At 39.3% G+C, this 12,443-nt stretch carries 9 protein-coding genes; 8 read left to right on the forward strand and 1 reads right to left on the reverse strand.

Features of this window, described 5'->3' with window-relative positions:
• Positions 1–88 precede the first annotated feature (88 nt).
• Positions 89–757 carry an epoxyqueuosine reductase QueH gene (locus tag TI10_RS16865; protein ID WP_049584551.1) on the reverse strand — a complete coding sequence of 223 codons (669 nt, stop codon included), beginning with the start codon at positions 755–757 and terminating at the stop codon, positions 89–91.
• Between the two features lie 313 nt (positions 758–1,070).
• On the opposite strand from TI10_RS16865, the gene TI10_RS16870 reads away from it, so the two are divergent.
• The 8 genes from TI10_RS16870 (at position 1,071) to TI10_RS16905 (ending at position 11,483) form a co-directional block, all read left to right on the forward strand.
• Entirely contained in the window at positions 1,071–2,264 is a 1,194-nt protein-coding gene (locus TI10_RS16870) for a benzoate/H(+) symporter BenE family transporter (protein WP_049584552.1), read from the forward strand.
• A gap of 176 nt (positions 2,265–2,440) precedes the next feature.
• Positions 2,441–3,424, forward strand: coding sequence for a hypothetical protein (locus TI10_RS16875; RefSeq protein ID WP_080985093.1), 984 nt, complete (start codon positions 2,441–2,443; stop codon positions 3,422–3,424).
• Positions 3,424–4,569, forward strand: coding sequence for a BamA/TamA family outer membrane protein (locus TI10_RS16880; RefSeq protein WP_049584553.1), 1,146 nt, complete (start codon positions 3,424–3,426; stop codon positions 4,567–4,569). Before TI10_RS16875 ends, TI10_RS16880 begins: the two co-directional genes overlap by 1 nt.
• Entirely contained in the window at positions 4,566–5,687 is a 1,122-nt protein-coding gene (locus TI10_RS16885; protein ID WP_049584554.1) for a DUF4056 domain-containing protein, read from the forward strand. Before TI10_RS16880 ends, TI10_RS16885 begins: the two co-directional genes overlap by 4 nt.
• A gap of 827 nt (positions 5,688–6,514) precedes the next feature.
• Complete coding sequence (locus TI10_RS16890) at positions 6,515–7,096, forward strand: fimbrial protein (protein WP_049584555.1); 582 nt, start codon at positions 6,515–6,517, stop codon at positions 7,094–7,096.
• A 67-nt stretch (positions 7,097–7,163) separates the two neighbouring features.
• Positions 7,164–7,862, forward strand: coding sequence for a fimbrial biogenesis chaperone (locus TI10_RS16895; RefSeq protein ID WP_049584556.1), 699 nt, complete (start codon positions 7,164–7,166; stop codon positions 7,860–7,862).
• A 70-nt stretch (positions 7,863–7,932) separates the two neighbouring features.
• Positions 7,933–10,362 (forward strand): fimbria/pilus outer membrane usher protein, encoded by a 2,430-nt coding sequence (locus TI10_RS16900; RefSeq protein ID WP_244161635.1) that lies wholly within the window; start codon positions 7,933–7,935, stop codon positions 10,360–10,362.
• Between the two features lie 11 nt (positions 10,363–10,373).
• Positions 10,374–11,483, forward strand: a complete 1,110-nt coding sequence (locus TI10_RS16905) for a fimbrial protein (protein ID WP_244161636.1) — start codon at positions 10,374–10,376, stop codon at positions 11,481–11,483.
• Positions 11,484–12,443 lie beyond the last annotated feature (960 nt).

Raw genomic sequence — 12,443 nt, forward strand, 5'->3', positions numbered from 1 at the left:
CAGCAATAGTTATGACACAAGTTTGACAGCGTCATAAACTGTAAATTCAGGGGGGAAATCCCCCCCTCAACGTATTAAAGTGAAAAGCTTAACAAGTGCCTTCGGTATCTTCATCACCATAATATTTAACACCAATCCTGATAATATCCCGCGCCTGAGATTTACGGTGTTTATTCGTATCACGCAATGAATAGATACAACCACAATATTCCTGCTGATAAAATCTTTCCCGTTTACTAATTTCAATCATCCGGGCTGAACCACCTTGCTTACGCCAGTTGTAATCCCAGTATTGAATTCCCGGATACTGACTTGCCGCTCGTTTTCCACAATCATTTATCTGCTGCATGTTTTTCCAACGGGAAATGCCCAACGAGCTTGAAATAACGCTGAAATTATTTTCATAAGCATATAAAGCAGTACGCTCAAAACGCATATCAAAGCACATGGTGCAACGAACCCCTCTTTCTGGCTCCCATTCCATACCTTTAGCGCGTTCAAACCAGTTATCGCTGTCATAATCCGCATCCACAAATGGCACATTGTGTTGCTCCGCAAAGCGAATGTTCTCTTCTTTGCGAATTAAATATTCCCGTTTTGGATGAATATTCGGATTATAGAAAAAAACGGTGTAATCAATTCCAGAGGCATGTAGCGCTTCCATCACTTCACCAGAACAAGGCGCACAACAAGAGTGCAATAATAATCGTTCCGCATTATCCGGTAACGTTAAAACAGGGCGAACATAGTTTTCCATTTAGCAGGCTCCATATAATTATAAGAATTAATTATAGAATATAGTTATTTTTAGCTTCAAATTTTTCGAATGAAATTCATCATGACTGACTTGTTTTTACGATCCTTGTCTTTGTGATCCTTACCTTTGTAATCCTTACCTTTGCAATAATAGTAAATTACTTGAAATTCTGGCAGGTTCTACTGTCATATTGTCGCCATCAAAGTTTGTACGAGGAAGTTCACTACAGATAAATTTGTTTTATGCTGATAGTTAACTAAATTATAGCCAAATTCAGATGCTTTTAACCAAAATAATTTAAACGGAGACCAAGATGCGCCATGCAATTTCCCTGAGTGACCTCTCTTTTCCGGCCATCACCGCCGGATTTGTCGCTGTTCTGGTTGGATATACCAGTTCCGCGGCCATTATCTTTCAAGCCGCTGAAGCTGCCGGCGCTACCCCCCTACAAATCGGCGGCTGGCTAAGTATGCTAGGATTTGGGATGGGTATCAGCTCGCTGGGATTATCGCTTTATTACCGAACCCCCATCCTGACCGCATGGTCAACACCGGGTGCCGCGCTACTAGCGACAACGCTGCCAGGAACATCAATCAACGAAGCCATTGGTATCTTTATCTTTGCTTCAGCGCTGATCTTGCTGTGTGGCGTCACCGGCCTGTTTGCCCGATTGATGAACTATATTCCACAAGCACTTTCCGCAGCCATGCTGGCCGGTATTCTATTACGCTTTGGTTTGGATGCCTTTTCCTCATTTTCAGTCAACTTCGTACTGACTGCCGGCATGTGTTTGACTTATCTTCTGACACGCAGATATTTATCCCGCTATGCCATCATCTTAACACTATTATCAGGGCTGATTATCGCCGCTTTACAGGGAGATATTCACTTTGAACAACAATCTACAATCGCGTTTGCCACCCCTGAATTTATTGCACCCAGTTTCACACTCTCTTCGCTATTGAGTATCGGCATCCCATTTTTTATCGTCACGATGGCATCTCAAAATGCGCCCGGCATCGCAACGCTGAAAGCCGCAGGGTATCCGGTTTCTGTTTCATCACTGATAAGCTGGACTGCGCTCATTTCACTCATTTTGTCACCTTTTGGTGGTTTTTCCGTCTGTATTGCCGCTATTACAGCCGCAATTTGTATGAGCCAGGAAATCCACTCTGACCCGAATCGCCGTTATATGGCCGCTGCCGTAGCGGGCGTGTTTTACCTGATAGCGGGCCTGTTCGGCGGCTCAATCAGTATGTTATTCAGCGCTCTACCGACTGCGCTTATTCATGTTATCGCCGGATTAGCATTGCTTGGAACCATTTCTGGCAGCTTGCTACAGGCATTACAGAATGAAAAGCAACGAGACGCCGCAGTAATCACATTTTTGATCACCGCTTCCGGCGTGACGTTACTTGGAGTAGGCGCTGCATTCTGGGGATTAATCGGCGGCGTAATAACCATGATGCTTCTATCTTTGCCTGAGAAAAACAAAATCGTTCATTAAACATACAGTAAAATTATACTTTTCAGCATCTTATGATATTTCTTATCTATAAGAGTTGTGCTAATTTGCCGAGTTTGTTGCGCTTTAAATATTACGGTGAGAAATCAATAGCCTTAAATGAAAACTTTAATTTCCCTACTCGCAAAACCGAGCTTCCTATTATGAAATTTTTTGACATAAAATTTTCTGATATTAGCAAGTTAGCTGTCCTTTCATCATGCTTGGCAATCCCTTATAGCTACGCTGATGACCGCCCAATTCTTTCTCTCTCTGTCAGCCAGTCAGGAGGGAACCAAACGACTGCTGATGGTAGTTTATCCAGAAAACCAAATAAGCAAGAATCACGGATACTCCCAATTTGGGGTGACGAAGCCAGAGCTAAAGGTTATGACCTACCGGAACCTTTTGGCGCCAGTTACGGTTATATGAATATGCGACAGAATATCGTTGTAGATGATATTAAAATCATTATGCCGAAAAATCCAGAAACTGGAGACGCTCTGGACATCCAAGCAGGTAAAACCCGAGAAAAGAATGAATCTCATATGCTTAAACTGGATACTTGGGTTCTACCTTTTCTGAATGTTTATGGTGTTTATGGCTGGACAAAAGGCACATCAAAAACCAACATTGAAGGTATTAATTTAGGCGGTATGGTTTTTCCTAGCATGAAAGATATTCCTTTCGAACTGGATTTTAAAGGTAAAACCTATGGTGGCGGTTTTACTCTGGCAGGGGGATACGAGCAGTTTTTCGGTACGCTTGATACTAACTATACCTACACTAATCTAGATATTCTGGACGGTAAAATCAGCGCCTTGGTCGTCACTCCACGAGTGGGTTATGAATTTATATTCCAGCCAATTATCCCCGGGCAAGGAAACACCAAATTGCAGGTATGGACCGGCGGTATGTATCAGAAAATTACTCAAGAATTTAAAGGTAATATCAGTAACCTAGATTTACCACCTGAATTTTCTGGACTGGTAAAGGCATTAAACGATCCTGATATGAAATTCAAAGTAAAACAGCATGTTGCATCTCGCTGGAATAATACCGTTGGTGCAAGGCTAGAAGTCACACGCAACTTCAATATGTTGACCGAAGTTGGCTTTAACAAACGTAACAGCTTCTATATTTCAGGTGAGTTCCGTTTCTAATGAACATCCGCTGTACCTTACATGGGCTGGCTTTAGTCAGCCTTTTTATTTCTAATTTCTCATATGGCGAAGCACGACTCAGCAGGGAAAAAATCGATGGCTGGTTAGAAAAATTAGGCGGCAGTAATACCTATGACAGCAGTAAAGCGATTGACTGGGGCGTTTTACCCGGCCCTTTTTATACGCCAGAGCTAGGTGCCGGTCTCGGTGTTGCCGTCGTTGGCCTCTATCGGCCAGATGATAATGATCGTACCAGCCAAATCTCTTCGCTTTCCCTGAATGGATTTGCCTCTTCAACGGGTGCCTTTGGCTTCACATTTGATAACTACAATTTCTTTGCTAATGATCAATGGCGTTTTTTTCTTTCCGGTACCTTGAACAACGTTCCCACTTATTACTGGGGAACAGGATATCAAGCAGGTAAGATAAATGATCACAAAGAAAAATATCGCTCACAGGAACTGCACCTGCAACCCAGAATGCTCTATCGAGTCGCTAACGCTACCTATTTAGGCGTCGGCTGGGATTTTTCATCATTACACGCCAAAGACCCTGATAACGGCGCTAAAAAACTTTTCGCAGCGGAAAACGATGGACAATCCATATTGAGTTCGGGCGTCAGTGCCTATTTCAGCTACGACACCCGGGATTTTCTGCCTAATGCTCATCAGGGGCATGTTCTTGATATTACCTATACCCATTTTTCTCCGGCATTAGGTAGCGACCGCCGGTTTAACACCGTTGATATGCAATACAGCACCTATTATCAATTAGATGAAAAGTCCGTACTGGCATTTGAGAGTTATGGTCGTTTCACTGACGGACAAGTGCCTTGGAATATGCTGTCAATGCTAGGTAATAGCAACCGGATGCGCGGATATTATGAAGGTAGATACCGGGACAAAAATGTTATCAGCACCCAATTGGAATATCGGCGCAAATTGAACTGGCGGCACGGATTTGTCTTGTGGGCGGGAGCTGGCACCCTAAGTCATTACGCAGAAGATATTGGCTCTGAAAACTGGTTACCCACAGTTGGCGCAGGCTATCGTTTTGAATTCAAACCCAAAATGAATGTCAGACTGGACTTTGGTATTGGTAAAAAAAGCAATGGATTTTATTTTCAGGTAGGAGAGGCGTTTTGAAATTGCGTTTATGGATTGCTGCTTTAACGTTAGTCGCAGGATGCCAAGGAACTTTTACTTCAATCGCACCGGTACAACCTGACTTAAATAGTGAAACAACCGCCGAAGCAACCCGCGCATGGCCTGTTCTTGCTCCGATTCCCTCTCCCGAAGGATTAAGGGCTTGCTGTGCTTTTGGCTATAATTTAAAAACTGAATTACTGACCATTCCAGTCCCTTTTTACCATATAAGTAATGTGCTAGATGCCGATAATCTTGGGGCACATAATTATAACAACAGTTTTTTTGGCACCGTTGCTTCATTAACAGGGATCAGTAATGAAAAAGTAGGGATGATATATACCCGCAGGGGTGGATTTATTGATATTTCCCATGTACGGGATACCGCTGATAATGCAGTTTTCCTATTCAGCCAAATCTGGCCCCGTCTTGGAGAAGAGTGGCAAATAGAACTCAGCAGCGAATTAGCATTACGCCGCATCCAATTCTATCAATTCACTCCACCAGCAACGATAGAACAACGTTATACCCTAAGTGCTTATCTAGCCGTAAAATTGGCTTTTGAACTTGCTGCATGGCATGAAATCGCCCAATGGTATGGTTATCAATCTGTACCCGGCTTTTCTGAAAAAGTATCTGCGTTCTCTCCTGAAGATCTCTACTCTAATCTATTAGGCGCTCGTCTTTCCCTCTCTTTAATACTGGCAGGGCAAGTGCCGTCAATGAAACAATACCGCCTGTCAATGCAAGCCATTCTGCCTCCTGCACTACGTGAACTGGAAGCCTTATCTCCTGATGAAACGCGGAAAATGTTTGAACAGGTTGATGGTATCTGGTGGGACAGCAAACGCCGTATACCTGATAAGCGCTTAATCCTTCAACGTGATTTTCATATTCACAGCGATCGCACACCCAATATGGCGCCTACAGAACAGCAATTCCCACTCAGGCTTACCCTGCCACAACAATATATTGGCTACAAGTTATCTGAATTGGCCGAATTACAATTGTGGCCGGGCCGACAAATGAGAGATCTTCCTGTACCAGAAAGCTACTGGATTGCACTTGATTTTCCGCAATTAGCAGAAAAAGCGAAAGAACAACAGGAGAATTATTGATTCATATATTTTCAATGAAAGAATGAATATAACATTATGAGTTAAAATATATAGGGCATTTTAGATTACTATTTCTCAAATAATAATCGACTTGAAATATCATCAATTATTATTTATTATTACTACAATGTTACTTTATAATATAAACTCAACATTACCTATAATAAAACTAAACTATACCGACTGTACTTAAATCAAATCATAAAGATAAAATTACATTATCAAGGCATTATTTCACCGGATAAAAAAATTGTATTAAAATATTTACAAAGATAAAAAACCAATAAACAACTGATATAAAATAATTAATATTACACAACATATAAAAAATAAATCAAAAAGTCACAAAAACATTAATCAACCAAACAGACCAAAAAAGAAATAAAATCTCAAAAAGACACAAAAATCAGAATACAATTCCAAACTATACTCATAAACTGTGTATTTCACTTATTTTTATCGAAAAGACAGACATTCACTCTTAATTTAACTTAAATAACAAAAATCCCTTCTTAAATAGGTTTAATCGTCTATAATATATGTTTCCAAGTTATAACTATGTATAAACAATAACACCTTTATCTAAGTGAAAAAATAATAACTTATATTGGTAATAATTAGATTTATTCAACCAAAACTCAAGTTACTAAAATACTTTCAATTGTATAATATATTGATTTTTATTTTAAATTTACAATATCAAATCAATTTTTAAGATAAAAACCAACATTGTTTTTTAATTTTTATGATGTATCGGGGGATTCAGGGCCCCTATCTTTACCCCCTGATAAAGCCAATTAAGATGTCCCTACTCCTGGAGAGGAAAAATGAATAAACTAGCGTTATCAACCACCGCCGCACTTATTTTTGCCACAAGCTCTGCTGTTGCAGTCGATAATTCTGCCGGCGGCACCTTACATTTCTCTGGCGCTGTTACTGATGCCACTTGTACTATTAACGGTGGTTCTTCAGCTAATATGTCGATTATATTGGAACCGATCTCAGTCACTCAAGCCGGTCAAAAGGAAGGCTTAATTGATCATGGTAAGAAATCATTTTCACTGGAATTTTCTAACTGCCAGTCCAATGCCGCCGGTTTTGACCCGGCAACCTCTATGTTGAAAATCCAGTTTTCATCATCACACACCATATCCAATGATGCAAAATATCTTATAAACCAAGAAGTTAATGCAAACGGTAAACCGAAAAACGTCGGTATCGCGATTGTTAAACACGCCGACGAAAACACGCCGATTATGCTGAATAAAGCATTTGATACAGGAATCAAAGGCTCTACGCCGACAACTGAACTTGTTGATTTCTACGCCAAATACTACAAAGTAGGCACTGCTGACGCAGATCCAGGTAAAGTAGTAACGATGGTTACTTATCACGTTACTTATCTATAATTACTTACTACAATAAACAAAGCCTATTTATCTAAATAGGCTTATTTAATTTGGCAAAAATAACGTTATGAAGAAATTATTTTTAACTATATTATTAGGGATAACGACTTTATCTGCTCATGCCAACATCGTTATTAATACAACACGTGTTATTTATCCAGCCAATAATAAAGAGGTATCGGTTCAATTATTAAATGTAGGAGACCAACCCTCTCTGGTACAATCCTGGATAGATGATGGCGATCCTAATTCAACGCCTGAAACAGCTAAAGTCCCCTTTTTACTCACCCCCCCAGTTGTCAAAATTGAGGGCAATAACGGGCAACAATTAAGAATTAAGTACATCAACAGCAACCTGCCTGCTGATCGTGAATCGCTATTTTATTTAAATGTTCTGGATATTCCGCCCGTTGCAGAAAATATTGGCGACAAAAACATTATGCAGATTGCTATTCGTACCCGGATAAAATTTTTCTACCGGCCTGACAAGCTGTCTATTTCACCGAAACAGATCCAACAAAATATTGCATTAAAACGTGAGGGTAACCAACTAAAATTGGAGAATTCATCCCCCTATTTTATGAATGTCGTCGGCCTTAAATCTGCTGACACTCAACCTAACTTACTAAATGAAGGAACAATTATAAAACCGTTCTCTTCTCATTCATTCAGTACCAATGAAAAAGTAAAAGCTGGGGACAAATTAACTCTGGCTATTGTTGATGATTTTGGTGCTATAAATAAATTAACTTTACCACTTCAATAGTGAAATTATTGGCATAGCATAGAACATGATAAAAGAAAAAGTTAGTCCGTTAATTCTGATAATAGGCATAATGCTGTATACAGATTGTTTATGCTATGCCGCAACATTTAATACCGATTTTCTGGTCGGCGAATCTGCAAAAGCGGACTTATCCCGATTTTATTCCACTTCAGAACTACCCGCCGGCCGTTACGATATTGACATATATCTGAATAATGACTGGAAAGGAAGATTTGATATTAATATCCAGAACGATGGCAGAGATATCTACCTGCTCAATGAAGATCTTCCCAGGTTAGGTATAAAAATTGATAAAAACCAATTATCAAAATCAAACTTATCCAAAGGTGAAATTCTTCTTACTAAAATAATACATGAAGGAACCGCTAATCTCGATGTTCCTAAACTTAGTCTGCATCTGGTTGTCCCACAAGCGTATATCAAAAACGAACTAAAAGGCTATATCGATCCTGCATTCTGGGACAGAGGCATTCCCGGCGCTATGCTGTCCTATAATGCCAACTATTACCGTACTCAAAATAGAAATAAACAGAATCGCGACCGTGAAAATGAAGATAATGCTTACGTGTCACTTAATAGCGGTTTGAATCTATTTGGCTGGCAATTACGCGATCAATCTTCTTATCATTACACACGTTCAAATGGTAATAAATGGAGTAACAACACCCGTTATCTGCAACGGGGAATTTCATCAATTAATTCAGAAATTCGTATTGGCGATAGTTATACATCAAGCGATTTATTCGACTCTTTCCGCTTTCGAGGTATCAATCTGAAAACAGATATGCGTATGTACCCCGATGCCTGGCAAGGGTTTTCCCCTATCGTCAGGGGAGTTGCGCAGACCAACGCCCTGGTAAAAATTATCCAAAATAATGTTGTTATTTATCAAGGTAATGTCCCTCCGGGGCCATTTGCCATTGATACTATTTTACCAACGGGTTCAGGCGGCGATTTGCTAGTTGAAGTGACGGAAGCAGACGGACGTACTAACAGCTTTATCGTCCCCTTCTCATCCGTCCCTAATATGATGAAAGAAGGTCTTGGCAAATATGATATCAGTGCAGGCAAAACACATATTGCCAACAGTCGTTATAAACCAAACTTTTTTCAAGCTAGCTATCAATATGGTTTCAATAATGTCCTGACCGGCTATACAGGCGCCACTATCAGTAAAGATTATTATTCGCTACTGTTAGGCAGTGGTTTTAATCTACCCATTGGCGCTATCTCAATTGACGTTTCACAGTCCAGCGCCAAATTTGATAATAGCCCCACCATGAAAGGCCAAAGCTACAAATTAGCTTATAGCCGCTATGTTTCACAAACAAAAACAAATTTCTCTCTGGCGGCTTATCGTTATTCAACTAAAAATTATCTTACCCTAATCGATGCAATTGATCTGCATGACTGGATAAGCAACGGATATAACCAACAATACTATTCTCATCAAAAAAACACTTTCAATATCAATTTGAACCAGAATCTTGGTAGTCGTGCAGGTTCGCTTTTTCTTTCGGGAACATTCCGTGATTACTGGGGAACCCAGAATAAAAGTAGAGAGTATCAAATGGGATATTCCAACAGTCTGGGTAAAATCAATTATTCCCTGACAGCAAGCCGTGTTCGGTACAGTATTAATGAAACAGAGAGTAAAGAGGAGCAACGCTATTATCTGATGCTGTCTGTTCCTTTCGAGTTGTTTGACTACCCCGCCTATCTAACCAGCAACGTCTCAATCAATGAAAGCCACTATAACAGCAGTGACTTGGGATTAAGCGGCAGCGCAGGTCCAAATAACCGTTTGAATTACCACTTCAACATTTCAGATCAGAAAAGCGGCTCGACAACAACCAGTGCAAATTTAACCTATAAGACATCCGTTTCCACACTGAGTAGCTCTTATAGCCAATCCAAGGAGTACCGACAAATCGGGCTTGGCGCAACCGGTAGTTTAGTTGCTTATCAAGGAGGAATTTTGGCTGCTAATCAGATTGGGGAAACTTTCGCCATCATTGACGCGCCGGGTACAGCAAACGCTTCTGTGAATGGCGATAAAAGCATGGTGACAAACAACAGCGGTAAGTTGTTGATACCTTATCTTTCTCCTTACCGTAAAAACGCCATCATGCTAGATACCAGCGAAGTGCCGGAAGATGCCGCTGAACTTATCGGTAACATCAGAGATGTTGCGCCATATTCCGGTGCGATTACCCATCTCGGATTTAAAACAGACCAGCGGAAGACCTTTATTTTCTACGCTGCTCAAGCTGATGGTAAACCTTTACCTTTCGGTACTGAAATTGTCGATTCAGAAGGTAACAGCTTGGGATACGTTGGTCAGGGCAGTATGGTTTTCCTACGAGTAGAAAAATTACCATCGCAAGTTTATGTCCGCATCGATCAGCTAGGTGAAAAGAACTGCATAATAAACGATCCACAGCCTGAAATGGGCTCAACCGCCAATATTTGCCGTTAAGGGAGAAGATAATGAAACTTAAACTATTGTGTCTTAAGCCATTTTACCTTAAACCATTATTGTATCTGGCGGCTATAATTAGTCTGAGCAGCAGCCTAGCTTATGCAGATTGCCAACCCAAATACGCGATAACGGCACCGGCAATCACGGTTGATATGACAGATAATCTCACCCTGAACAGTAATGCAACTTGGATACTCAACACCCAATATTCCGGCTACTTTACATGCACAAGAAATTCATTATGGAAACAAAATTCTGTTGCTAATGGCTCGCCGTTTACCAAAAACAAAGTCGTCTTAGGATTCAATGGCGGCAAAGATTATGCCGAAGTGACTATTACGAATCTTTCTCCCGGCAACACTATTAATCTGGGAAACAGTAACGACACATACCCTGCCAGCAAATTGCAAGCCCAATTTACGCTAAATGTGAAGCTACTCAGCGGCAGACCCGGTGGTAGTAATATTCATGTCTTTTCCGGCAATTCTGCAACATTAAAAACCGCTGTCATTGCGATGGATACCACCAATTTAGGACTCCTTGATGCCATTCTCCGTTTCGCTACCGATTTCCTGACCTTTATTCTTACTTGGGAGTGGCCGACGCATTCTGAAGATATCTATTACCAACCGGTCACAATGATTTTTAATCACAGAGATACAACTTGTCACTTCTTAAATGATGGATTAACCGTGAATCTACCAAAAGTTGACCGCATTAGATTGCTTAACGGAACAGATAGAGGAGAAACACCTTTTACCCTCAACTTTGAATGCAAATATCTCCAAAACGGTAAAACTTCACGTTCAGTTAAAGCTTACCTGAGCAGTAATAATTTGCTGCCAAATGACAATCGAACTTTAATTGATAACAAAGCTGGCGCCGCTAAAGGCGTTGGTATCCGTGTCTCTCAGTCAGGTAATTCAACACCTATAGTTTTCAGTGCTTCGCAATCCTCATCCCACGGTGCGACACTGTTATTTAGCAAAAACTCCGGTAATGTCATCGATAAAAACTTTGCCATTGACCTTAATGCTTACTACCACGTTTATGCTCCCCAAAGCATCGTAACAGGGGAACTGAAAGCAACTTCCGTTCTGAACTTTGAATACAATTAACCAATAAGAAAATTAACCAAGAGGCAAAGGAGATGCCTCTTATTTCCTCCATACGAATTAAAAATTTATGTTTCAATAAGTAATAATTTGTAATAAAGTGTTTCTGAAGAAAAATTCATTTACATTTATAGCTTACCCTGAATTGGCGTAACACAATGATAATCCTAGCATTAAGTAATTACGCCAACTCAATTAATTTCTTAATAAAATAATGTAATTCTACGAAAAATAGAAAAAACATACTTACACCTATCAATAAAATTAAGAAAACAATATCAACAACAATATTCAAAAACCTTATTAAAAAATAAATAAAAACAACAATTAACCAGAAATAAAAATATATTTCAATGAAAAAATACGACAAAAAACAATATAAAAAGAAAATTTAAAATATATAAAAACACTCAATCTGCATTGATTAACAATGAAAATACCCCATTTAAATCAACAACATAATAATAAAACCTAAATAAAAACCAGAGTAATCGATATAATTAAACGTAATACAAAAATGTAAGAAACAATTGAACCCAACATAATAAAAATATAATTCTCACTCCCAAAAAACACCTTTAATATAAAAATAGAAAGATAAATTTTTATATTATCAACAAATAAATTATTAAATTTTTTTTATTCTTATATACACCTCCATTATTACACCCTAACAATATCACCCGGAGTAAATATTTGTAACACATTGTTACTTATTTTAACTTAACATTTAGAACCATATCGAATATCCTGCACCGCACCAATAACAATAGATATATTACAAGATTAGATTAATCCTGACAGATACGACTTAATTTTAACTCACAGAGGAAAGAGACCATTTCGGTAACAGGTTACCTTTTTATGAAAATGATACTTATTCTTATAACGGCAATATTAATATCAATTAGTTTATTACTCGCCGCGGTGTTCTTACGATTAGCAATACTATAATTAACAGTA

This window comes from Photorhabdus luminescens subsp. luminescens (assembly GCF_001083805.1).
Classification (GTDB): Bacteria; Pseudomonadota; Gammaproteobacteria; order Enterobacterales; family Enterobacteriaceae; genus Photorhabdus; species Photorhabdus luminescens.

Excerpts from the sequence above, each read along its gene's own strand:
- TI10_RS16870 (WP_049584552.1), top strand. The coding sequence starts at position 1,071 with ATGCGCCATGCAATTTCCCTGAGTGACCTCTCTTTTCCGGCCATCACC.
- TI10_RS16900 (WP_244161635.1), top strand. The coding sequence starts at position 7,933 with ATGCTGTATACAGATTGTTTATGCTATGCCGCAACATTTAATACCGAT.
- TI10_RS16890 (WP_049584555.1), top strand. The coding sequence starts at position 6,515 with ATGAATAAACTAGCGTTATCAACCACCGCCGCACTTATTTTTGCCACA.
- TI10_RS16905 (WP_244161636.1), top strand. The coding sequence starts at position 10,374 with ATGAAACTTAAACTATTGTGTCTTAAGCCATTTTACCTTAAACCATTA.
- TI10_RS16880 (WP_049584553.1), top strand. The coding sequence starts at position 3,424 with ATGAACATCCGCTGTACCTTACATGGGCTGGCTTTAGTCAGCCTTTTT.
- TI10_RS16895 (WP_049584556.1), top strand. The coding sequence starts at position 7,164 with ATGAAGAAATTATTTTTAACTATATTATTAGGGATAACGACTTTATCT.
- TI10_RS16865 (WP_049584551.1), bottom strand. The coding sequence starts at position 757 with ATGGAAAACTATGTTCGCCCTGTTTTAACGTTACCGGATAATGCGGAA.